The organism is Aneurinibacillus sp. XH2, assembly GCF_001439585.2.
Taxonomy (GTDB): domain Bacteria; phylum Bacillota; class Bacilli; order Aneurinibacillales; family Aneurinibacillaceae; genus Aneurinibacillus; species Aneurinibacillus thermoaerophilus.
Window position 1 is genome coordinate 2366166 of sequence record NZ_CP014140.1, and the last position, 22421, is coordinate 2388586.

At 44.4% G+C, this 22421-nt stretch carries 22 protein-coding genes and 1 pseudogene; 4 read left to right on the forward strand and 19 right to left on the reverse strand.

The window, feature by feature from the left end:
- Positions 1-255 precede the first annotated feature (255 nt).
- Positions 256-447 carry a transposase gene (locus ACH33_RS20125; RefSeq protein WP_082706032.1) on the forward strand — a complete coding sequence of 64 codons (192 nt, stop codon included), beginning with the start codon at positions 256-258 and terminating at the stop codon, positions 445-447.
- Between the two features lie 244 nt (positions 448-691).
- Here the strand turns inward: ACH33_RS20125 and ACH33_RS11645 are convergent, their stop codons facing one another.
- The 4 genes from ACH33_RS11645 to ACH33_RS11660 all read right to left on the reverse strand — a co-directional run bounded on the left by ACH33_RS11645 (position 692) and on the right by ACH33_RS11660 (position 2898).
- Complete coding sequence (locus tag ACH33_RS11645) at positions 692-1177, reverse strand: DinB family protein (protein ID WP_057899174.1); 486 nt, start codon at positions 1175-1177, stop codon at positions 692-694.
- A 342-nt stretch (positions 1178-1519) separates the two neighbouring features.
- Complete coding sequence (locus ACH33_RS11650; RefSeq protein WP_236781873.1) at positions 1520-2104, reverse strand: hypothetical protein; 585 nt, start codon at positions 2102-2104, stop codon at positions 1520-1522.
- Positions 2073-2309, reverse strand: coding sequence for a hypothetical protein (locus tag ACH33_RS11655; protein WP_057899176.1), 237 nt, complete (start codon positions 2307-2309; stop codon positions 2073-2075). Before ACH33_RS11655 ends, ACH33_RS11650 begins: the two co-directional genes overlap by 32 nt.
- Before the next feature lie 73 nt (positions 2310-2382).
- Positions 2383-2898 (reverse strand): helix-turn-helix domain-containing protein, encoded by a 516-nt coding sequence (locus ACH33_RS11660; protein ID WP_057899177.1) that lies wholly within the window; start codon positions 2896-2898, stop codon positions 2383-2385.
- A gap of 457 nt (positions 2899-3355) precedes the next feature.
- On the opposite strand from ACH33_RS11660, the gene ACH33_RS20130 reads away from it, so the two are divergent.
- The 3 genes from ACH33_RS20130 (at position 3356) to ACH33_RS20135 (ending at position 4485) form a co-directional block, all read left to right on the forward strand.
- Positions 3356-3751 carry a tyrosine-type recombinase/integrase gene (locus ACH33_RS20130; RefSeq protein WP_236781874.1) on the forward strand — a complete coding sequence of 132 codons (396 nt, stop codon included), beginning with the start codon at positions 3356-3358 and terminating at the stop codon, positions 3749-3751.
- Between the two features lie 108 nt (positions 3752-3859).
- Positions 3860-4072 carry a site-specific integrase gene (locus ACH33_RS20290; protein WP_250636707.1) on the forward strand — a complete coding sequence of 71 codons (213 nt, stop codon included), beginning with the start codon at positions 3860-3862 and terminating at the stop codon, positions 4070-4072.
- A gap of 35 nt (positions 4073-4107) precedes the next feature.
- Positions 4108-4485 (forward strand): tyrosine-type recombinase/integrase, encoded by a 378-nt coding sequence (locus tag ACH33_RS20135; protein WP_250636708.1) that lies wholly within the window; start codon positions 4108-4110, stop codon positions 4483-4485.
- Between the two features lie 130 nt (positions 4486-4615).
- Here ACH33_RS20135 and mutL read toward each other — a convergent pair whose 3' ends face one another.
- The 15 genes and pseudogenes from mutL to ACH33_RS11735 form a co-directional block, all read right to left on the reverse strand.
- The gene (gene mutL, locus ACH33_RS11670; RefSeq protein WP_057899178.1) at positions 4616-6685 is read right to left on the reverse strand and encodes a DNA mismatch repair endonuclease MutL; all 2070 of its coding nucleotides are present in this window, start codon (positions 6683-6685) and stop codon (positions 4616-4618) included.
- Between the two features lie 72 nt (positions 6686-6757).
- Positions 6758-9433: a DNA mismatch repair protein MutS gene (mutS, locus tag ACH33_RS11675; protein ID WP_236781875.1), complete on the reverse strand. Its 2676-nt coding sequence runs from the start codon at positions 9431-9433 to the stop codon at positions 6758-6760.
- Positions 9434-9488: 55 nt separating this feature from the next.
- On the reverse strand, positions 9489-10949 hold the full coding sequence (locus tag ACH33_RS11680; protein ID WP_057899180.1) for a putative amidoligase domain-containing protein: 1461 nt from the start codon (positions 10947-10949) through the stop codon (positions 9489-9491).
- 86 nt (positions 10950-11035) lie between these two features.
- Positions 11036-11353: pseudogene (gene cotE, locus ACH33_RS11685) on the reverse strand (outer spore coat protein CotE); the annotation flags it as partial.
- Between the two features lie 15 nt (positions 11354-11368).
- Positions 11369-12910 (reverse strand): recombinase family protein, encoded by a 1542-nt coding sequence (locus ACH33_RS11690; protein ID WP_057899182.1) that lies wholly within the window; start codon positions 12908-12910, stop codon positions 11369-11371.
- A 63-nt stretch (positions 12911-12973) separates the two neighbouring features.
- A complete protein-coding gene (locus ACH33_RS20380) occupies positions 12974-13105 on the reverse strand; it encodes a hypothetical protein (protein WP_257721571.1) in 132 nt (43 codons plus the stop codon).
- Positions 13106-13491: 386 nt separating this feature from the next.
- A complete protein-coding gene (locus tag ACH33_RS11695) occupies positions 13492-14280 on the reverse strand; it encodes a 2-keto-4-pentenoate hydratase (protein ID WP_057899183.1) in 789 nt (262 codons plus the stop codon).
- Between the two features lie 2 nt (positions 14281-14282).
- On the reverse strand, positions 14283-15311 hold the full coding sequence (dmpG, locus tag ACH33_RS11700; RefSeq protein WP_057899184.1) for a 4-hydroxy-2-oxovalerate aldolase: 1029 nt from the start codon (positions 15309-15311) through the stop codon (positions 14283-14285).
- A 57-nt stretch (positions 15312-15368) separates the two neighbouring features.
- Positions 15369-16235 (reverse strand): acetaldehyde dehydrogenase (acetylating), encoded by an 867-nt coding sequence (locus tag ACH33_RS11705; protein ID WP_057899185.1) that lies wholly within the window; start codon positions 16233-16235, stop codon positions 15369-15371.
- A gap of 14 nt (positions 16236-16249) precedes the next feature.
- Positions 16250-17029 carry a 2-keto-4-pentenoate hydratase gene (locus ACH33_RS11710; protein ID WP_057899186.1) on the reverse strand — a complete coding sequence of 260 codons (780 nt, stop codon included), beginning with the start codon at positions 17027-17029 and terminating at the stop codon, positions 16250-16252.
- Between the two features lie 70 nt (positions 17030-17099).
- Positions 17100-18566, reverse strand: a complete 1467-nt coding sequence (locus ACH33_RS11715) for an aldehyde dehydrogenase (protein WP_057899187.1) — start codon at positions 18564-18566, stop codon at positions 17100-17102.
- A 1-nt stretch (position 18567) separates the two neighbouring features.
- Complete coding sequence (locus ACH33_RS11720; RefSeq protein WP_057899188.1) at positions 18568-19041, reverse strand: RidA family protein; 474 nt, start codon at positions 19039-19041, stop codon at positions 18568-18570.
- Positions 19042-19057: 16 nt separating this feature from the next.
- Positions 19058-20053 carry an amidohydrolase family protein gene (locus ACH33_RS11725; protein ID WP_057899189.1) on the reverse strand — a complete coding sequence of 332 codons (996 nt, stop codon included), beginning with the start codon at positions 20051-20053 and terminating at the stop codon, positions 19058-19060.
- On the reverse strand, positions 20038-20574 hold the full coding sequence (locus tag ACH33_RS11730; protein ID WP_057899190.1) for a 3-hydroxyanthranilate 3,4-dioxygenase: 537 nt from the start codon (positions 20572-20574) through the stop codon (positions 20038-20040). The genes ACH33_RS11725 and ACH33_RS11730 overlap by 16 nt, the downstream gene beginning before the upstream one ends.
- Before the next feature lie 304 nt (positions 20575-20878).
- Positions 20879-22357: a 4-hydroxyphenylacetate 3-hydroxylase family protein gene (locus ACH33_RS11735; protein ID WP_057899191.1), complete on the reverse strand. Its 1479-nt coding sequence runs from the start codon at positions 22355-22357 to the stop codon at positions 20879-20881.
- Positions 22358-22421: the final 64 nt, after the last annotated feature.

Here is a 22421-nt window from a genome sequence, read left to right on the forward strand (position 1 = left end):
GGGGTGTTTGTTTATCTTCAATGCAAAAAGGAATTTTTCTATGCAATTATACATTGAAAAATTTCCTTATTTATGCAACATTTCATGAGAATACACAGATTCAAAGGAATTCGTCTTTTTTGTTACATTGGCATACTATTTGCGTACATGAAAAAGTGCTGACAGGTGCTCTCTTCACCTATCACCTTCTAACCAAGGAAGCAAGACTCCACCATATATCCTCTTGCTTCCTTCTTTTTATAGAGACTCTACTTATTGTTTTTGCCGCCGTATTCACCCAATCTAAATCCAATTGAAAAGCTTTGGCGCTGGCTTAAAGATAGTGTCATTTCAAACGTGTTTCACAAAAATCAATCGGAGATTGAACAGGCGGTTCAGCGATTTTTAGACTTTACACAATCTTGTCCAGAACGAGTACTACGTCGTATTGGTCGTATTGGCTGTTAAACTGTCAATTGGAATGTATATAGAATACAAAAATAGGAAATAAGATACAATATAAAAAATATATCTTGAGGCAACTCCAGCAAACCAAATTAAAAAAAGCTACCTGGTTACTTACTTGGTAGCTTTTCATATACCTACTTCAGATTTTGCATCTCTTCCTGGCAATTTTGACAAATCATTTGTATCAAATTTATTTTTCTTTAACCCATGTTTGGAGAAACTAAACCAATATAAATAATTTATATTAACCTTTTTCAACTTGTTCGATTTTTAGACCGAAAATTTGAGGTGGTTCTATTCCATTCATCTGAAGATATGTTGATAATTGACCACGATGATGCATCTCATGTTCCGCCAATGCCATCATGATCCTCCAGGAGCTTACCTCATGTCCATGTAGGGTTGGAACCTTTTTTGCCAATAGATCATTTCCTAAAGTTAATAAACCCTCCGTTAACCTTGCATGACACACTTCTAGGTAATGAACAATTTCCTCTATCTTTTCCCCTTTACTACTTTCATGGCCTGGATAGATCCATTTTCCATGCTCAAATACATTTAAGAACATGAGTTGAGAGGAACCTAGATGTCGAAGCAAATCTCCCGTTGAAAATTTATCTTCAGCTGGTTTCCATTCTAAGATAGAATTCGGTACAACCTTAACATACTGCATGGTACGCTTTCGTAATCCATCTAAAAACTTTACAAATTCCTCCACATCACGAATCATAAATACCACCCTTTTTTAAAATTTTTGATTACAAGTACATCCATATTTCGTGATTCATGTTGTGAAATCCTTTTTTTAAACGGTTTTGTTAAAGATAACTGCACGTTAGTTCAACAAAAGGGAATAAACTTCCCAAAGCCTACTCCCTTTTCTCATGAAATCATTACAAAAAATTCAACCTGGACGTTATCTTTCGCGATTGAGATACTGCTAATTTTTAGAATATAAAAAGGGGGGACTCCTTGAAATCCACCCCTTTTTATTGCCAAAACACTACAACAGGCTTCGCAAGCATTGTTTTTGCTCCGCAGAAATCTTTCTATTCCTACTCTGGTTTACGATTTACTCATTATTTTTTTCTATCCACTCTTCCACAATTTCATACGTTCCGTCCTTTGTTGCTTTCTGCTTCAGATACTTCATGTCGATCCGCTCTCTATGGGCATAATACAAACGGAATGCCCACTCGCAATCACTTTGGGAACGCCAAAACTTACAAGCACGCAACCGATCACAAATAATATCTTCAATCCCGATTACTTTAACATAGCGTCCATTCCCGATATTGAGCTTTGTAACCCGGCTGTAATCACCGTCTAACCAGTTATCCGGTATCTCTACAATCAACCCAACTTCCTTGTGATACCAGTCCTTTCCCTGTTTTTCAAATCCAAGATCTAATAGTACCTGGTTCGCTTTATCTCGACCGTTCAATACAAAATCAATGTCCTCTGTTAAATAACTATTCCGGGTGTAGAGCTCAACAGAGAATCCACCTACGATGATGGGCTCTACATTCAAAGACTCTAGTATCTCTGTCAAAATTGCCGAGAACAGGAGCATTTTTTCTGTTTTAGGCTTTCCCTTCAATCCATATACTTCTGCCCGATACGATTCAATCGACAAAATAATCCATCTCCCTGTCATTGATATAGCGAACCTTTCCTTCTTCAACAGCTCGCATCCATTTTTCCCGGCAAATTATATCCAAACAACGCTGTTCATCTTTGTCTCGTGGTCGGACCCGTGTCTTACGCCCATTCCCGCGAAATAATTTATAGGCCCGTTCATTTACCTCTTGTTGCTTTTCATCGATTTCTTTAAAGAACTCGTCTATGTTAAATTCACGCATACTCTTCCTCCTACTCTGTTCCTATACCCCCTTGGTTTCATTATACCTTTCTCTCCAAACATTTACCCTCCTGCTACTTCAATGTAACGACGATATCCTCTGCAAAAGAGTACGTCTGAGCCAGCTTCTCCGTAATCGTCTCTTTGATTTCCTCCTCCATATCCTTATGGAACATGCGAGGAATCGGGGCGATCAGCTGCGTCATTTCCTCGGAATAGTTGACTTCAATCCCAACATAACAGAGCTCGTCTTTTTCATCCATGTCGAGGATCACACGGGCCGGTATCACTTCCTGTAACACCTGCTTTTTGTATGTAATGTCCGCATCCAGTTTAAACAGGAAGTCGTTCTCCCTCTCCTCTACTTCTTTTACCTCGAAGCTAAATTTAAATGGCTCGTAGATGAACAGTTCCCCCGGTGACACTTTGAGGAATTCGCACAGTGTATTAAACGTGTCGTACTGAATTCCTTTCGCATTGTGGTTCATCAGGGAGCTGATTGTCGTTCGGGACATCCCCGTTCCACTGGCAATATCGGCGATTTTTAGTCCTCTCTCTGCCATTAAAACAGCTAAATTACACTTTATCATGAATAACACCTCGTATTTAAAATACCATATACACTTCATAATAAACAATATGTTGTTCATTTTGTCATTGACCAAATTTTTATCATTATGTACAATATGAAACAAAAGTAAACAGACTATTGTTTATTAACATGATATTTTGTTTATCGAGGTGATTCAAATGATTCAAAAGAGTACGGTGAAGAATTTCCGTTTGTGCGAAATGGCCACAGTGGGTATCAAATTAAATGGAACGAGTCTACTCTGACCTTGTTATCTGATGACTACATAGAAGAATTTCAAAGGTAGGGCCGTTATAATCATTCCCTACCCTATTACGATTGTGACAGATTAAAAAGCGGCTCCATGTAATTGTGCCAGTCTGCCACATCTCACATGCAGAAAGAGACAAAGCTCTTTTTCCTCATTATTCATCTTACGGATCTTGTATGATAACGGAAAAAGAAGGTGAAGCACAATGAAAGGGCATTTTGTTAAACGTGGAAGCAAATGGACTTTTATTCTTGACATCGGACGAGATGAGAAAACAGGAAAAAGAAAACAAAAGTGGTTTTCAGGCTACAAGACAAAAAAAGAAGCAGAAAAAGCCTGTGCTGAAATGATTGCGCAAATTGAGAATGGAAAATACTTCAAAGAAAGCAAAATTGCTTTTAAAGACTTTATTCAGGAATGGTTAAAAACAGTTGCTAAACCCACTTTACGAGCAACCACTTATACTGGATATAAAAGCGCAATTCAAAGTCGCCTTATCCCTGCGTTTGGAAACAAAAAGTTAATAGATATTAAGCCAGTGCAAGTTATGAAGTTTTATAGTTCTTTATTAGATGAGGGAATTTCAGAAGAATTTGTTTAATATATCCACAGCATTCTCACAAATTCTTTTAATACTGCGGTAAAATGGGGGCTGCTTAAAAATAATATTATGACCAATGTAGATCGCCCGCGCCGCAAGAGAAAAGAAATGCAAGTATGGACACTTGAAGAGGCTATACGTTTTTTAGAAGAAGCTAAGAAAACAAAACCCCATTTTTATATGCTTTATCTCCTTGCTATCTTTACGGGTATGCGAAGAGGAGAAATCTTAGCACTTCGCTGGAAAGATTGTATGCTTGATGAAGGAAAGATTAGCGTTAGCAAAACGCTCTCTTATATAAAAGGACAGGGCATTGTTTAACAGGGCGTTCCAATCGAATCGTTTCTATATCCGAAATGCTGATTGAGGAATTGAAGAGGTATCGCTTGTATCAGCAAAAAATGAAACTTAGGCTTGGAAATGCTTATCAGGATAACGGATATATTATCTCCAAAGAAAACGGCGAACCGATTAATCCTAATTATATCTTTAATCATTTTAAGAAATTGCTTCAAAAAGCAAATGTTCCTCCCATTCGCTTTCATGATTTACGACATACACACGCTACCATTATGCTGAAGCTTGGTGAACATCCTAAAATTGTTTCTGAACGTCTTGGTCATTCGAGTATTCAAATGACATTAAATACTTACAGCCATGTCACACTGGATATGCAGAAAGAAGCGTCCGACCGTTTTGAACAAGCTATAAAACACTACAAGCAATCACTTTAGCACAATAAAGGTTAGCAAAATGTTAGCAATTGAACCTTTCAAGGAATAAGAGAAAAGATTAAAAAAGCAGAAAACCCTTGATAATACTGGATTTTCTGCATCCCCTCTTTTTTATTCACTACAGATATGTTTACATGACTCTTTTAAACATCTTCTCAATGTCATACGTTGAGAAATGAATAATGATCGGTCGGCCATGCGGGCAGGTAAACGGGCTTGTCGTACGGCGAAGGCGCTCAATAAGTGCTTCCATTTCTGCGTGCGTCAGGTAACGGTTGGCTTTGATGGCAGCCTTGCACGACATCGTAATCGCCGCCGCTTCCCTTAGCTTCACTACATCCACCTTTTTCGTCATTAGCACCATTTCCACCATCTCTCGCAGGATGGCTTCTTCTTCGCCGCGCGGCAACCAGCGGGGATGGGAACGAATAATATAACTGTTCGTACCGAACGGCTCCATATGCACACCAACGCGCTCAAACCAGTCGCGATACTCTTCCACCGCCGCCGCTTCTACCGCTGTCAGCTCCAACGTAATTGGAATCAAAAGCTCCTGGCTCTCCACCGCTTCTTCTCGCAACTTATCAAGGAAATACTCGTAAAAAATCCGCTCCTGTGCCGCATGCTGATCAATCATAAACATGCCGTCCGGATTTTGCGCAAGAATATAGGTACCATGCAACTGTCCGAGCGGATACATCTCCGGCACCCGCATACTACCCTCACACGCTTCCTGTGACTCTACTTCCTTGCATTCATGTTTTCCGTACTCGCTTCGATGTGGTTCCGCAAGATTGGACGGAAACACTTGACGCTCCTCTTCCGATAACACATCTGTCGAGGTTCGGTGTTCGGACACATAATCCGCATCTCGGTCCGACTGATATCCATCATAAGACAAACCATCCTGCGAAGAGTATGTTGCCACTTCATCCTCGTCCCGTGCTTTGACCATTTCCCGCTTCCATTCCAGATCACGCTTTTCCGGCTGCTCCGACCACTTGAAGGCGCGTTCCTCTTCCCGGTTCCATGCCTTCTCCCGATCGGAAAAAATATTCCCGCTGTCCATAACCCCAACATGATTTCCGGCTTCCTTCCGTTCATCTTGCGCTGGCACAAATAAGGACCAATCCATCGACGCTTGGTACTCGTTTTTTTTCGGACGCGGCCCAAAGGATGTCGGACGCTGGCGCCCCGGCTCCGGAATAAGACGCTCCCGGCTCCAGACATTCTTCACTTCCTGCTCGACAAATCCGTACAATTCTTGGTCTTTACTGAAACGCACTTCCAGCTTCGCCGGATGTACATTCACATCCACAAGCGTAGGCTCCATTTCAAGCGCAAGTACCGCAATCGGGTAGCGGTTAATCGGCAAGAGCGTATGGTAGCCGCGCAGAATCGCGTTCACAAGCCCCATATTCCGAATATAGCGCCCGTTCACCAATGTAGAAATATACGTTCGGCTGGCACGGGTAATCTCCGGTTTGGCAAGGTAGCCAAACAGCGTAAAATCAAGGGATGCCGCCTCAATTTTGACCATATTGCGGGCGACGTTCATACCGTACACCGCAGCGATCACCTGCAACAAGTCTCCGTTGCCCGATGTGCGCAACAACTGCTTCTGGTTATGCGTCAGTAAAAATGCGATATCCGGATGCGACAGCGCAAGCCGATTCATTACATCAGACACATGGCCGACTTCCGTATGAATTGTCTTCATATATTTCAGGCGGGCCGGCGTGTTGTAAAACAAATCTGACACAATCACTTCCGTACCACGTGGATGGGCAACCGGCTCGTATCCTTCCTCCTTGCCGCCCGCGATGCGAATGCGCGTTCCGCCTGTCCCATCTTTGGGCGTGCTTTTCAGTTCCACGCGGGAGACGGCCGCGATGCTCGGCAGTGCCTCGCCGCGAAATCCAAGCGTTCGAATGCGGGCAAGGTCTCGTTCCCGTTTCAGCTTGCTGGTAGCGTGCCTCTCAAATGCCAAGCGGCAGTCTTCTTTCGCCATGCCGCAGCCGTTATCCACAACCCGGATCGAAGCAAGCCCGCCTTCCTCCAGATGTACCTCAATGCGTGTGCTTCCTGCATCAATCGCGTTTTCTACCAATTCCTTTACAACGGAAGCCGGGCGCTCAACTACCTCACCAGCCGCAATCAGATTAGCTAATTGGGTATCCATGACCTGTATAACCGCCATCGGCATCACTCCCTAAATATAGACTCCTGTTCTCTACGACAATATAAGTGCTGAAATAACCAAAACATATCATTACACTTGTTGCTTTAACTCGAATAAAAAGTTCATCGCCTGCATGGGCGTCATATTCAGCAAATCGGCTTCCCGCAGTTTTTTCAGCACTTTTTCTTCTGCGCGCCCCAGCGTAGCAACGCCGGATTTTTTCTCCGGTTTCGGCTGAACCGGCTCGCTGAACAAAGCGAGTTGCTGCGGCTCTTCGGCCGCCGCAAAAGCCGTCACCGACATATGTTCCTGTTCCGGGCCGGACATCTTGTTCCTGTTCGCCGCTTCTTCCGGCGCAGCTTCCCGCACTACTGCGCCCTCATACTCCTCCAGCAACCGGTTCGCCCGATCAATAATACGCTGCGGCAAACCGGCAATTTGTGCACAGTAAATACCGTAACTTTTATCCGCCGGGCCGCTGACAAGCTTACGCAGGAAAATCACGTTGTTGTCCGTCTCGTTGACCGCCATGTGGAAATTTTTCAGTCTATCCAGCGTCGTCTCCAAATGAGACAGTTCATGATAGTGGGTAGAAACAAGCGTTTTACAGCCAATATCATTATGCAAATATTCGATAACCGCTTGGGCAATGGACATCCCTTCCGATGTTGATGTGCCCCGGCCCAATTCATCAATAATCACAAGGCTACGTTCTGTCGCATTGGTCAGCGTCACTTCAATCTCTTTCATTTCTACCATAAACGTGCTCTGGCCACCCACTAGGTCATCCGCGGCGCCGATGCGGGTAAAAATACGGTCTACCGGCGTAATCTGCGCAAATTCAGCCGGCACAAAACTGCCCATCTGCGCCATAATCACAATTAAAGCAACCTGGCGCATATAGGTGCTCTTCCCGGCCATGTTCGGCCCGGTAATAAGCAGGATTTGCTGATGGGTACCAAGTTCTGTGTCATTCGGCACAAACGGTTCGCCATGCAGCACCGCCTCTACTACTGGATGACGGCCGTCCCGAATCACAAGCGGGCCCTCCGTAAGAATTTCTGGCCTGACATAGCGGTTGTCCTGCGCTACTGTCGCGAGCGACTGCAAGACATCGACCGTGGCCACCTTAAGAGCCAGCGCCTGCAACCGTTTGACTTCGCGCGCTACTTTTTCCCGGATTTCTACAAACAGCTGGTACTCCAGTTCTGATCGCTTTTCCTCCGCCTCAAGAATAAGGGCTTCTTTTTCTTTTAGCTCCGGCGTAATAAAACGCTCCGCGTTGGCAAGCGTTTGCTTGCGCTCGTAACGTCCTTCTGGAAGCAACGAAAGGTTTGCTTTCGTCACTTCGATATAGTAGCCAAACACTTTGTTATAGCCGACTTTAAGCGAACGGATACCTGTCGCCTGACGTTCCTGCTGTTCAAGGGCCGCAATCCATTGCTTGCCTTCACGGCTTGCGGTACGAAGCTTGTCCAAATACTCGTGATATCCTTCTTTAATCAATCCGCCTTCTTTTACAGCAACCGGCGGATCGTCGACAATGCCGCGGTCGATCGTTTCGATCACATCCGGGCATTCATCCAGCCCATCCAGAACTTCCTGCAACGCAGCAGAATCATTTGCCACTTCGCGCAGCGCCTGTTTAAGTGCCGGAATCGCGAGCAGCGATGTTTTCAGTTGCACCAAATCACGCGGACTGGCTGTTCCGTATGCAATGCGCCCCGCAAGCCGTTCTAAGTCGTACACCTCTTTTAAGCATGCGCGCACTTCATCCCGTGCCATCCAGCCGTCCAGAAGCGCCTGCACTGCCGCTTGCCGCTTCTCGATTTCGCTTTTGCTGAGCAGCGGTTTGTCAATCCAACGGCGCAATAAGCGCCCTCCCATTGCCGTCACCGTCTGATCCAGCAACCAGAGAAGCGAACCTTTCTTGGACTTGTCCCTGATTGTTTCCACCAGTTCAAGGTTACGGCGAGTGAACTGGTCAAGCACCATGAACGAAGCCGCTTCATACAGCGTAACTTGATGCAGATGCTCAAGCGAACGTTTCTGTGTCTCGCGCAAATAGGAAAGCAGGCCGCGTGTCGCCGTCAGCATCGCTGGCGTGCTTTCCTTCGTTCCTTTCACTTCACTAAATAACGCTGCAAAGCCTGCACGGACATCTTCCCCATCCTCTGCGACATCCGGCGGCCGCTTCGTCACTACGATCGGATAAAGCACAAGCATTTCTCCCAGCTCGTCGTCCTCTTCCCTTCCCGTCAACAGCACGACTTCTGACGGGCGATACTGCATCATTTCATCAAGCAGAAGCGACCGCGTTCCCACTTCTGTCGTATAAAATTCCCCGGTAGAAATATCGCACGCCGCAAGGGCGTACACACCATCCTTCTGGAAGACAGACACCAGATAGTTGTTTTCTTTATCCTGCAAGAACTTGCCTTCCATTACCGTCCCCGGCGTAATCACGCGTGTCACTTCACGACGCACAACACCTTTGGCCTGCTTCGGGTCTTCCACCTGTTCGCATATGGCGACTTTATACCCTTTTTCAATCAATTGAGCAATATATGTGTCAACCGAATGATACGGAACACCGCACATCGGAATTCGCTCCTCGCCGCCCCCGTCCCGTCCGGTCAACGTAATTTCCAACTCCCGAGAAGCGGTGAGCGCATCCTCAAAAAACAACTCATAAAAATCACCCAGCCTAAAGAACAGAAATGCGTCTTTGTACTGGGCTTTAATCGCGAGGTATTGCTGAATCATCGGAGTATATTTCATCGGTTTCTTCTCTCCTGTGTCTGCTTTTTCTCTTGTTTTATTATAACACACTATGCTCGTACGCTCGACTGGCCGTCAACTCCGGATGAAACGGCGGAAGCTTCCAAACAGGGCGGATGTCAGCAAACTCTTCCCATTCAACACGGGATAGTACAAGCTGCGCGAACGGTTCGAGATACGATTCATATCTTGCGTAGGATTCCAGAAGACGTAAATCGTTCCAGAGAAACGGGAGCAGCGGCGCCAGCGCCTCACGATCGCCGTTGTAAAACGCCCGGTACATCTCCGGATCAAGCAATGGCAATTGGCGCAGTTTCCGATATGACAGCGCAATCACATGACTTAATGCCAGCACGCCGCGCGCCACCTTCGGAGACGTAAGCCAGCTTGGTAGCGTGCGATACTCAAAACCTCCATGAAACTGGAACCGCATATCTCCCAAACACCCATACTTCGGGCGGCGCAATAGCGAACGAGAGCTCTCGATCATAAAAACTGGAAGCGCCAGATACGTGTCCAGCGCGCGCAGCAATTGCGAATTTGGGGGCAGCCCGCCAAAATGCACATGTCCGCCGATCGGATAGCCGGAGAGCGGCATCCCGCCTGCCACCCACTCAATTTGCTCCGAGCCAATTTTACGGATACCTATCATCATAGCGTGATATATATTGCGAAACAGCTCCCTGGCATCCGCCCCCGGCTCAGGCCGGATTTCAGCCAAAGGCAAATGTTTATGAGTAAGATCACTTCTCAACAAGATCCTGTCACACCCGACAACCCCTTCTTTCGGAAGGTAACTGGACGCCATGACCGCTTTTCCCTCGGCGTTCCGCAGTACAAATTCCACATCAGCACCAAGCGTAATATCGACTGCATCACATGCGTATCCCTGACAAAAACGTTCCACACACGCTATAAACTTGCGTGCCAACGTATGTGTCATACGAAAAGTAGGAGCAACATCCAGCACATATATTCTTCCACGCAAATCTACCCCGAAATATACCGCCGCAAAATCGAGGCCAAGTGCATATACACTTTGTACCGCGTATTGCGTAACACGCCGGATTTCCCTGATTTTCTGGTTGACCTCTATCTCCCGATATTTGTCCTCCCCTTCACGAATGCGATGGTTCAGCCAAAGACTACGGCCGGAGGAGCGATACAGGCTCACTATCTCCTGCTGAAACACGATCGCTATGTAACGCCTGATTGTGGCGGAAATATCTTTCTCTTTTGCAGCAGATACATTATGAATATATGGAATGTCTGCCGCCGTAAGCATCGCTCGTTTCGTTTCCGGCTGTGAAGCATTGTGGAGCGCTTCCCGTCCATTTAGCACGACAACGTACGTTTCTAGGCACGACAATCCCGCGTCTTCCCACTGTAATATAATATCTGGGCAAGAGGAAGGTACGACAGAGCCGCTTTTACCCTTCCACTGAACAAGCAAAGCGGCATCAGGCTGCCTATCATTCGGATACAGCAAAAAACAGTCCATGCTATGGCCCCTTTCCCAATAATAATGATTGAAAAAGAAAAAGGGAGGACGTTCCCTCCCACGGTTATAAGCTCCTTATGCGCGGTTTAATCGAGGAATGTATCAGGATCTAAGTCCGTAAAGTCGTCCAGTTCTTCGAATTCATCGATGAATATGTCGTCTTTGTCGTCATCGTCGCACAAATCGCAAACAAAGACGCAAAGCTTAGTCTCACCGATCACCTCTACCGCGTATTCACGCTCAACCGTGACCACGATCCCCCCGCCGGGCTTTACCTTCGCCTCCACACAGTTCGGCTCCTGTGTCACGCGCGCCGTTACCTCCACATCTCCACGGCAATTGTGGTCGTAGTAGGAAAGGGGAACGACATCCACAAACTTCACGGTTTCCTTCAACACGGTTGTTTCTCTGTTAGTACTCTAATTGTATAAATCAAATTTAAACTTTACGTTCATTATCCTCGTCTTATCGTAAATATCGATTCGCTCGATCAATCTATGGAACAGCGCACGCAGTGCCTGGATATCATTAAGATCAATGTTATGACGGTTATCCAGCACTTCATTTAATGTATACACCCTGTTTTCTGCTTTCTCGTTTTCTTCCATCTGTTTACGGGCAGTCTCTATCTGCTGATCCACCGTCTTCATCTGGCTTTTTAATCCTGACAAAACTTCACGAAAGGCTTCTGCATCGAACAAGTCACTGCTCGCAGCGATATTCACCTGCTTTTTCTGTAGCTTCTTTCTCTGCTCTTGCAAGGCCTGCAATTTAGCCTCCAAAGCATTACTTTTCGTTTTGTTCCGTGAACGAAATGACTGCTTTGTGGATTTTTTAAGCTCATTCATAAGTAACTCAAAAATCGTCCTCTCTAAATTCTGAGCCGGAACCGGATCATGTACGCAAACGGTATTTCCGTATTTATGATTCCTTCCGCATTTGTAATAGCGATAATTGTACTTTTCGTTATATGGCTTTGTAGAACGAATCGACACCATCCCTGCTCCGCACTTGGCACAATACAGAATGCCTGACAACGGATACTTGGCCCGGTTTGATGTTTGTCCTACCCTGGCCTGCCGCTCTTTCATAATTTCTTGCGCTTTTAAAAATGTAGTGCGATCAATAATCGCAGGATGCGCATCTTTCGCAATAACAGGATTTCCGGTTTCAACATATTTTCGATTCTTTTTCACAAGATTCTGATTTGAATCATATACCCGCTCCAGCTTTGCCCGTTTTGTTCCATATACGACATCACCGGTATACACTGGGTTCTCCAGTATTTTGCGGATCGTAGCTTGCTGGAAACGGTTATTGTTGGCTGTCTTGTACCCCATCTCATTTAATCGATTGGCAATAGTAAGCGTGCCAATTCTGTCGTTTACATACAAATTGAAAATCATTCGAACAACTTCTGCCTGCACGTCATCAATTTCCAGACGATGTGTATCCGCATTACGTACATATCCGAACGGAATTTTGGAAGCTGGCCATTTACCTGAACGTGCCTTTTCCCTAAACCCCGCTGATACACGACTGCTGATGCGCTCAGATTCCACTTCTGCCATAAAGTTGCTAATCTTGAATAGTAGCTTCGATTCCGGGCGTTCTGAATCATACCCGTCATTCGATTTAATTCGGACACCAGATGCTTCCAGAATCCGCACGATTTTCAGATTTTCTTCCTCGTCACGTCCCATCCGCGTAATTTCTTTAAATAATACAACTTTAAATTTCCCACTTTTCGCATCTTCGAGTAGCTGCTTCATCGCCGGCCGTTCCAGAATCGTCGTGTAGTATCCGCTATATCCCTCGTCTACATAGATAAAACTTTCATTCGTATAATAATCCGAAGTGAAGTTTCGACTCATGTAGTCCTTCATTAAAGAAATCTGATGCTCAATGGAGTCCCCTTGCTGATCAGTGGAAACTCTGGCATAGATGGCAACAGGTATCATGTCATCACCCTTTTATTGTAATGTCACTTCCCGGTGTGCCCGCCAACCTACAAAAAAAGACCGTCACGCAGACGGCTCAAAAATTTCGACTTCCACATCATTTCCATATCTCTCCTTATGAAAGATAAGGATTTGCTCAATGAAATATTGTGAAATGGGTTCATTGCCGTATTCAATGTTAAGAATTCGAATCATAAGCATCACCCGATATTATCTTTATGGTGAAGGATTTACTAAAATATCTTGTACGACTTTTTATGCCTGTACTTATTTTAGTTACATGTTTTATGAAAATGACTTACTACAGAGCATGTGATATTAGGTTAATAAAGCAGACACAAAATTCCCGCGAATTTTTCGCTTAATTAGAGGGAGGTGGCTAGCTCTTACCACATGGCCTTCCGTATGGTATATATAACTGGCATGTTACTAGATGAAGAATAAGAAAAACCGGGCATTCGCCCGGTTCAGTTGAATGATATTAATTAGCAGCAATCGGAACAGCGCTTAGCAGTTTCTACTAAACGCCGACAAATTTGATAGAGCACTATTCCATTTATCTACATGCTAAATTTTTTGATTTATTTACATGTAAATGAAACGCTCCCCAATTCCGCAAACTGAACGATAATCGAATCGCCCGGCTGGAAGGAGATCGCTTCGGATATGGCGCCACTCAGCACAATATCCCCTTTCTTTAAGCCTTTTCCGATCTCTCCAAGCTTGTTCACCGCCCAAGCAACCGAGGTAGCAGGATGTCCCAAAACGGCAGCACCTGCTCCTACTGTAGACAGTTCCCCATTCTTGGACATGATCATTCCTAAATTTCCCAAATCCAGTCCGGCAGGAGACATCCATTTGCTTCCTACTACAAAACGTGCTGAAGAACAATTATCTGCAATTACATCCGCAAGAGTGAATTTAAAATCTAAGTAGCGGCTGTCAATAACTTCGATTGCTGGTGCTACATATTGGGTTACCTGCAAAACATCCGCTGCAGTAATATTGGTTCCTTGAAGATCTTCTCCGATGAAAAACGCGATTTCCGGTTCCGCTTTTGGATGGATGAGTTGATTGAAATCAATGGGTTCCCATTCCAAAGCCAGCATATTATCCATCAAATATCCGTAAATGGCCTCGTGAACCCCCATCATTTGCTGCTTGGCCTTACTTGTTAGACCAAGTTTCAACCCAATTCGTCGAGCACCCTCTTGTTCTTTTTTTTGAATCAATTTTTCCTGTAAGACATACGCTTCCTCAAAAGTCAAATTCGGGTATTTATCCGTGACTTTTACGACTTCCCGCCGTTCCTTCTCCGCTGACAAAAGATAATCAACAATTTCCATATCTGTTCCTTGCACAATTTCCATCTTTACGCCTCCACTTTTTGAGCTCTGGCCAATTCGGCTGCTACGTCAAGGATCATGTCTTCTTGCCCCCCAACCACGTTTCTCTTTCCAAGTTCAATCAGGATATCCCGTGGATCAAGGCCAAACCGCTCGCTCGCCCGCTCCGCGTGAAGGAGAAAGCTAGAATAAACGCCCGCATACCCCAGAACCAAGCTTCCTTTATTAATCTCTTGTGGTCGAGGAAGCATCGGTCCGACAATATTCTCAGCAACATCCATTGTTTTGTAAAGATCGATTCCTACATCAATTCCCATTCGATCCAATACAGCTAATAAGACTTCCGTCTGTGTATTTCCCGCACCTGCTCCTAAACAACGAATGCTGCCATCAATCCGCGTGGCCCCCTCTTCAATGGCCACAAGCGTATTGGCAACGGCAACAGATAAATTATTATGTCCGTGAAAACCAACCTCAATATCTAAGGAATTACGAAGGGCGCTGATTCGCTCACGAACTTGATCAGGCAAAAGAGCACCAGCCGAATCGGTTACATACACCGCTTGCGCACCATAACTTTCCATCAGTTTGGCTTGTTCCACCAACTTCTCTACAGGAGCCATATGGGCCATCATAAGAAATCCTAATGTTTCCATTCCCAATTCGCGTGCCACGCTAATATGCTGAGCCGATACATCCGCTTCTGTTACATGCGTCGCAACCCTAACCAATCCTGCTCCGAGCTGTCGTGCCTGTTTCAGATCATGAACGGTACCAATTCCGGGCAGCAAAAGAACCGCCACTGTTGCCTGTTTACACTCTTCTACGGCAGCTTCAATCAATTTCATTTCATCAATAAGAGAACGACCGTATTGAAGTGTCGAACCTCCTAAGCCATCGCCGTGACTGACCTCAATATAGTGCATGCCTGCATCATCCAATGCGCGTGTAACTTTGCGAACCTGTTCTTCCGTATATTGATGTGCCATAACGTGACTTCCGTCACGTAAGCATACTTCTGTGACTTTAATAGGTTTGTCACTTTTGCGCTTCATCTGTACTCACCTCTTCCTTTCTGTCTATTCTTCACTTGCAGCCATTTCGACTGTTGCCTAATTTAAAATATTACGGGCAAAATCCTCAGCTACGCGTGTCGCTGCAGCAGTCATAATATCTAAATTCCCTGCATATTTCGGGAAGTAATCCCCTGCTCCTTCTACTTCAAGGAAAACCGTCACGCGATTTTCATCAAAAAGGGGGGCCTGTTTGAGTCGATAACCCGGCACATATTGCTGCACGATTTCTACCATGTCATAAATGGATCTGCGAATCGCTTCTTGATCCATATTCTTTACTTCGCAATAGACAGTGTCGCGCATGAGAATGGGAGGCTCGGCCGGATTGAGGATGATAATGGCCTTTCCCCGATCAGCACCGCCCACTTGTTCAATTCCTCGGCTTGTAGTAATCGTAAACTCATCAATGTTGGCACGTGTTCCCGGACCTGCGCTTTTGCTTGAAATCGTAGCCACAATTTCTGCATAGGATACGTCAGCCACACGATTAACGGCATGGACAATAGGAATTGTTGCCTGTCCGCCACATGTAATCATATTGACATTCTTAGCATGAAGGTTGGCACCCAAATTAACGGCCGGACTCACAAACGGTCCCCTGGCAGCAGGGGTAAGATCAATCGTCAATTTTCCCAATTCCTTTAGGACTTTTGCATGTCTTACATGTGTTTTGGCTGATGTCGCATCAAAAACAATATCTGCCAAATCAGGACTATCGATGATGGCTTGAATCCCGTTTGAGCACACCTGATACCCTCGATCTTTCGCACGTTTTAATCCGTCAGATTCAGGATCAATCCCAATCATAGTAGTTAATTCGATGACTTCACTTCTTTCCAACTTATACATGAGGTCTGTACCAATATTGCCAGAACCAATAATAGCTGCTTTCATTTTACTCACATTAACAACCTCCTTTACTGAAAGGTTACGGATACAGAACCTAGCGATCCAAAATGAGCTGAAATCGTATCCCCTTGTTTAACAGTCAATGCCCCGGAAAGAGCTCCCGAAAGAATCAATTCTCCTGCTTTAAGCTGAATGCCAAACTCATGCAATTTATTCGCTAACCATGCAATCGCCTGTGCCGGATGTCCAAGAGCGGCAGCTCCAGAACCGGTTGCCATAAGTTCCCCATTGTTATAAAGAACCATCCCTACACTCCGCAAATCCAAACCATCCACCCTACTCAGCTTGTTTCCCACAACCACTTTCGCTGAAGAACCATTGTCTGCGACGGTATCAATTAATTGAATCTTCCAATTCGCAATGCGGCTATCAATAATCTCTATCGTTGGTACTACATATTTGGTAGCCATTAATACATCCAGATAGTTAATGTTCGGGCCAGTTAAATCTTGAGCAAGGACGAACCCTATTTCTGCTTCGACTTTCGGACTAACCAAATCGCTAATTTTTACGGTTGCTCCATCGGATACCCGCATATCATCTAGCAAATGTCCATAGTCCGGCTCATTAACCCCAAGCATTTTCTGCATAGCTACACTGGTAAGTCCTACTTTTTTCCCAATAACCTGACGTCCTTCTGTTCTCTTTTTCTTTATGACTTCCAGCTGAATTTGATAGGCATCTGTTACATTCAATTCAGTATATCGCTGTGTAAGAGGGAGCACTGGTCGCTTGCTTCGCTCTGCTTCTATCAATTCATTAGCAATTACTTCTAATAATAAATTCATAAGCCTGCTCCTTCCTTTTCTCCTTGGATACATAAAGAGTGACTCTTGAGCCACTCTTTACAACCTACCGCTATAATTTCATCGTAATAGTTTTCGCTTCGGTATAGAATTCAAAACTATGGCGTCCACCTTCACGGCCGATTCCGCTCGCCTTCGATCCTCCGAAAGGAGTTCTTAAATCTCTGTGATACCAGCAATTGATCCATAGCAAACCTGAAGTTACTCGAGAAGCTACACGATGGGCACGCCGCAGATCATTGGTCCAGACTACACCCGCAAGACCGTACATCGAATCATTAGCAATTTTCACTGCCTCTTCTTCCGTTTTAAAAGGAATCACAACAAGTACCGGACCAAATATTTCTTCCTGAGCTATCCTCATCTTGTTCTCTACATCATAAAAAACAGTTGGCTCATAGAAATTGCCCTCCGCCAATCCTTCAACCCGCTTACCGCCAATAGCAAGCTTCGCACCTTCCGATATTCCGATTTGCACATAATTTTCAATGGTTTCCAAATGACTTCTCGAAACCAGGGCTCCCATATCTGTATCTTCATCCAGAGGGTTGCCAACCTTAATCTTTTTTACATTATCAATAAAATTTTCCAGAAATTTATCATAAATCTTTTCTTGTACTAATAAGCGGGAGCCAGCCAAGCAAATTTCTCCTTGATTCCTAAAAATGGCCTCAATCGAACCTTTTACTGCCTCATCCAGATCAGCATCTTCAAAAACAATATTGGCTGACTTTCCGCCTAATTCCAGCGATACAGGGATTAATTGAGAGGCAGCATTTTTCATCACCGTTTTCCCAGTGGTCGTTTCCCCAACAAAAGAGATACGTCGAACATAAGGATGGGTCGTCATTGCTGTACCGACTGTTCTGCCTGGACCGGTAATAATGTTCAGTACCCCCGGAGGAAGACCTGCTTCATTGGCGATTTCCCCTAACATCACGGCACTGAGCGGAGTATAAGAAGCTGGCTTCACAACCACGGTATTCCCGGCAGCCAGTGCTGCGGATGCCTTCCAGGTCATTTGCATAAAAGGAAGATTCCATGGAATGATTAAGCTTGTTACACCTGCTGGCGCATATTTCGAATAGCTCATGTGCTTGGATTGATCATAATGTTCGTAATTGATATATTTGGCCATTTCGGCAAAGAAACGCAGATTGGAGGCCGCTCTGGGAATATCAAAGCCCCGGCTCTCTTTAATCGGCTTTCCAACATCCATCGTTTCCACAAGGGCCAGCTCCTCGACACGTTCCATCACAAGGTCGGACATTCTGCAAAGAATCTTCGCTCTCTCTTCAACCGGCATATCGCTCCAAACACCGCTTTCAAACGTGCGCTGAGCCACTTCGATCGCTCTTTGCACATCTCGCTCATTCGCATTCGCTACGGATGCTAGCTTTCGATTGGTCGAAGGATCAATCGTATCAAACGTCTCCCCGGAAATCGCATCTGTATATTCGCCATTAATGAATAGCTTTGCATCCTTGACTTTCATTTGATTTTCTAAAATCTTACTCATATTATTTCTCCTCCCAATCCTCAATCTCTAAAATCATTTCCACTTCAACCGCATTATTGTTTGGAAGCTGGGCCATTCCAACAGCGGATCGTCCGTGTTTTCCCCTCTCCCCAAATACTTGTACCAACAGATCTGAAGCACCATTCATCACCTTAGGTTGTTCTGTGAAATCAGGGGCACTGTTCACAAACCCGAGGATTTTGACAATACGCTTTACTTTGCTGAGTTCTCCGATTTCTTGTTTTACGACCGCCAAAAGATTTAGCATGCACTGCCTGGCCGCTTGATATCCTACCTCAACCGTTACATCTTCACCAAGCTTGCCGCGGTATTCATCCGTGCCTTGACCAGCCGTAAATATGAGGTTCCCCGTTCGGACGCAACCGATGTAATTTCCGACGGCTTGACGCGGGGTGGGCAAGGTTAAGCCTAGTTCCTGTAATTTTTGTTCAGGTGTAACCTCAATACGATTCATGATTTCATCCCTTTTTTTATTTGATATTTAAAAAACGAAGAGCATTTTCTCCCAGCATGGCCCGTTTTTGTTCTTCTGTTATCGCCAACGTTTTGTCAATGACTTCGCCTGGAGGACTTTCCCTTAACAAGAAGGGGTAGTCCGATCCCATTAAAATCCTGTCATATCCAAAACGATCAACCAGATATTGAATATTTAAAGGGTCGTTTACTAACGAATCAAAATAAAAGTTTTTAGCATAATAGCTCGGCGGCTGCTCAATTAACCTCAGATGTGGCCAAACCCTCCACCCTTTGTCAAGACGAGGAAGAATATAAGGGAATGAGCCTCCCCCATGAGCAAAGCAAATTTTTAGCCGAGGGAATTTTTCTATCACGCCGCCCAGGATTAAACTTGCCGCAGCTAAGGAGGTTTCGCTTGGCATGCCTACGGTATACATTAAGTTGTGACGAGGCATCCGTTCTCTGCCCAATGTTTCCCACGGGTGAATAAAAATGGGGACTTTCCACTGATCGCACATTTCAAAAAATTCTATCAAATATGGATCGTCGAGATTTTTTCCGTTCACATTCGTACCGATTTCAATCCCTTTTAATCCTAGTTCGTTCATGCAGCGATCCATTTCGTGTATCGCTATTTCCGTGTTTTGCAAGGGAACCGTACCAAGTCCAATAAAACGCTCCGGATTTTGCCTTACCGTTTCTGCGATAAAATCATTTTGGATGCGAACCATCACTTCCGCTTCTTCAGCAGGTGCCCAATAAGAAAACGTAACTGGGATGGGGGATAGTACCTGTATGTCTACATTTTCCCGTTCCATATCATGAATACGTTTCGCAGGGTCCCATACCTGATCTGTTACTTCACGGAACACCTTTCCTGCAACCATGATATTGGCGCCGCATGTGCATGTCCTGTTAAGAATAGGCCAGCGGTCACCTTGGAGTTTTTCAGTCAAATGGGAAATGTCTTCGGGAATAATATGCGTATGGAAATCTACTCGCACTTCCACTCACTCGCTTCCGGCGGCATCACATATCCGCAATTTTTGCACGTGCGAAGATCCAAATTATTATTAAATCCGTTGATAGCTTCTTTTACCTGAATTTCAATATTGGTTAACTGAACGGTTACGCGATGCATTTCATGATTGCATTGATCACAAAACCATATAAAATCCTCCAATTCTCCTTCAGCCCTACTACGTTCAATAACAATACCAATCGTATTTGATACCCGATGCGGAGAGTGAGGAACATTCGGCGGTAACAAAAACATTTCCCCCTCTTTTACCGTTACTACCTCACGCTTTCCCTCTGAATTCATCACTTCAACATAACAATCTCCTTTTATTTGATAGAACACTTCTTCAGACGGGTCCACATGAAAATCGCGCCGTTTATTCGGCCCTCCGATCACCTGAACCATCAATTCTGCATCTTTCCAAATCACTTTATTATTTACCGGAGGTTTTAACAGGTCTTTATTTTCCTCGATAAAATTCCACAAATGGATCGGTACGAACGCGCTCATTGTTTTATACACTCCTCCCATCATTTAATAATGGTTGCATTGTTTGTCCCTTTATGAGGACAGCGGCTAGCATATCATTCTTCAAACCGTGCAATGATCACATGATCTATTCCCAGCTGTTCTAATCGAACCAGTTTTTTTGAACAGGAGTCAAAATATGTGCGCCTAAAAAGATTTGGTGGTGTGGTTGATTCAATTATGGTAAAATGATAGTAAAGTCTTTTGCCATTTTTTAAAGCTAATTGATATTGTTCAAAAATGTCCTTAGATTTCTATACGGAAGATCAAATATTTCATATTATTTTTATTTATTTGTTACTAGTTCTTTCAACTTGCTTACCTGTAATGCGTCATCAACCATGTCAAACGTACGCTGACGTTTAATTGAATTGTAAAATATAGCTTTCTTCCGGATTGGGTCGCCTGTATAATAACGTTCATATTGAAGTAAGCGCTGACCGAAAGCTTCGCCGCACAAATCCCAAGCAAGCTTGAATACGCTTACACGATCCGTTGCAGATACACCCGCTCTTCCAATATAGTAACGTTCTATATCTTCTCTTAATTCCGGATTTTCAAAATCAGCACCAGTTGGAGACAGCAATAATCCACCAGCTCCTATGGTTTGCATCAGTTCAATAGCACGTGGATACATCTTTGGTAATAAACCTCGAATCGTTTCAAGGGGTACCCAATTTGGCATAGCCTCCCCCTCAGGAGTAACTTCATACTCATGCTCTGCAATACGCAATAATGCCCTTATAGATTCTACAGCTTGGATTAACTCACCAAGGCTTTCCTGAACATGTAAAAATACATCTACTCCAATTGAGTCAGCTAACCTACATGTTACTTCTGTAGCAAATTGAAGTTTTAAGAGTCCTCTCACTGCAGACTGATGAGCTGGCTGCTGGGCGATTCCTGTTTTTGGATAAAGGAGGTTTGCGGCTTCCACATTGTTATAAATAAACACTCGATCCCAGGGAACTAAAACATCCTTAAAGACTAACAACGCATCTATTTCTTCAAAGCGTGATGCCAATGGATGATCAAACAACGGACGTTTTCCATCCTGCATCGGTTCACGACAAATAATTCGAAGGCCTGGCGTATCAATTGGTAGCGCGAATGCTAGCGCATAACGTTCATCACCGGGTTTATATCCTGGGAAGGTGTAAATAATAACTTCATCTGCCACAGGAGCGAGTGTAGCCAAAAATTTAGCACCTCTCACAACAAGTCCTTCCGGTGTCTCTTTCACAGCTCCTAAATGAGTAAACATATCCTGTTGCTCATGAGAGGATTTGCTTCGATCATTTTGAGGATTGATGATGGCATGCGTTAAAAACAAGTCATTATCACGAACCAATCGATAATATCTGCGTATGTTTTCAGCCCATTGCTTATTGTACTTTTCAAAGAAACTAGAATGGCTGTACATGGAGGTAATTACTACGTTTAAAAAGTCCGGAGATCTTCCCATTAAACCAAAAGTAGCCTTCGCGAAAGCTTCAAACGCCGCTCTACGCTTAATTAAATCTTCGTAATTCTTCGGAATCAAAAACGCATTGTTCACTCTTTCCCCAGTTTCTTCACAGAAATGAGTAATCTTATCTTGATATTCCGGATCATGTTGCATATCATATAGCTTTGCGATTTCAATTACTGTCTGTCTTAATACAGGTTCATCAAATACGTTTTCAACCTTTTTTCCTGCCAGCCAAACCTCAGGCTTTCGTGATTTTACTGCATTAATGTACTGCTCACCTGTACGAATTCCCATCATGATCCCTCCCATATTCGGCATTTGAAAACACTTACATTTTAAATTAGAAGTAAAATCTTGT

What these genes read in the sequence shown, in the direction of transcription:
- ACH33_RS20380 (WP_257721571.1), bottom strand. Translation starts at nt 13,105, where the DNA reads ATGATTCGAATTCTTAACATTGAATACGGCAATGAACCCATTTCACAA.
- dmpG (WP_057899184.1), bottom strand. Translation starts at nt 15,311, where the DNA reads ATGAAGCGCAAAAGTGACAAACCTATTAAAGTCACAGAAGTATGCTTA.
- ACH33_RS20135 (WP_250636708.1), top strand. Translation starts at nt 4,108, where the DNA reads ATGCTGATTGAGGAATTGAAGAGGTATCGCTTGTATCAGCAAAAAATG.
- ACH33_RS11695 (WP_057899183.1), bottom strand. Translation starts at nt 14,280, where the DNA reads ATGGAAATTGTGCAAGGAACAGATATGGAAATTGTTGATTATCTTTTG.
- ACH33_RS11710 (WP_057899186.1), bottom strand. Translation starts at nt 17,029, where the DNA reads ATGAATTTATTATTAGAAGTAATTGCTAATGAATTGATAGAAGCAGAG.
- ACH33_RS11660 (WP_057899177.1), bottom strand. Translation starts at nt 2,898, where the DNA reads ATGATAAAGTGTAATTTAGCTGTTTTAATGGCAGAGAGAGGACTAAAA.
- ACH33_RS11735 (WP_057899191.1), bottom strand. Translation starts at nt 22,357, where the DNA reads ATGGGAATTCGTACAGGTGAGCAGTACATTAATGCAGTAAAATCACGA.
- ACH33_RS20290 (WP_250636707.1), top strand. Translation starts at nt 3,860, where the DNA reads ATGCAAGTATGGACACTTGAAGAGGCTATACGTTTTTTAGAAGAAGCT.
- ACH33_RS20130 (WP_236781874.1), top strand. Translation starts at nt 3,356, where the DNA reads ATGAAAGGGCATTTTGTTAAACGTGGAAGCAAATGGACTTTTATTCTT.
- mutL (WP_057899178.1), bottom strand. Translation starts at nt 6,685, where the DNA reads ATGGCGGTTATACAGGTCATGGATACCCAATTAGCTAATCTGATTGCG.
- ACH33_RS11720 (WP_057899188.1), bottom strand. Translation starts at nt 19,041, where the DNA reads ATGAATCGTATTGAGGTTACACCTGAACAAAAATTACAGGAACTAGGC.
- ACH33_RS11650 (WP_236781873.1), bottom strand. Translation starts at nt 2,104, where the DNA reads ATGACAGGGAGATGGATTATTTTGTCGATTGAATCGTATCGGGCAGAA.
- ACH33_RS11730 (WP_057899190.1), bottom strand. Translation starts at nt 20,574, where the DNA reads ATGAGCGCGTTCGTACCGATCCATTTGTGGAATTTTATCGAGGAAAAT.
- ACH33_RS11655 (WP_057899176.1), bottom strand. Translation starts at nt 2,309, where the DNA reads ATGCGTGAATTTAACATAGACGAGTTCTTTAAAGAAATCGATGAAAAG.
- ACH33_RS11690 (WP_057899182.1), bottom strand. Translation starts at nt 12,910, where the DNA reads ATGATACCTGTTGCCATCTATGCCAGAGTTTCCACTGATCAGCAAGGG.
- ACH33_RS11645 (WP_057899174.1), bottom strand. Translation starts at nt 1,177, where the DNA reads ATGATTCGTGATGTGGAGGAATTTGTAAAGTTTTTAGATGGATTACGA.
- mutS (WP_236781875.1), bottom strand. Translation starts at nt 9,433, where the DNA reads ATGATTCAGCAATACCTCGCGATTAAAGCCCAGTACAAAGACGCATTT.
- ACH33_RS11715 (WP_057899187.1), bottom strand. Translation starts at nt 18,566, where the DNA reads ATGAGTAAGATTTTAGAAAATCAAATGAAAGTCAAGGATGCAAAGCTA.
- ACH33_RS11680 (WP_057899180.1), bottom strand. Translation starts at nt 10,949, where the DNA reads ATGGACTGTTTTTTGCTGTATCCGAATGATAGGCAGCCTGATGCCGCT.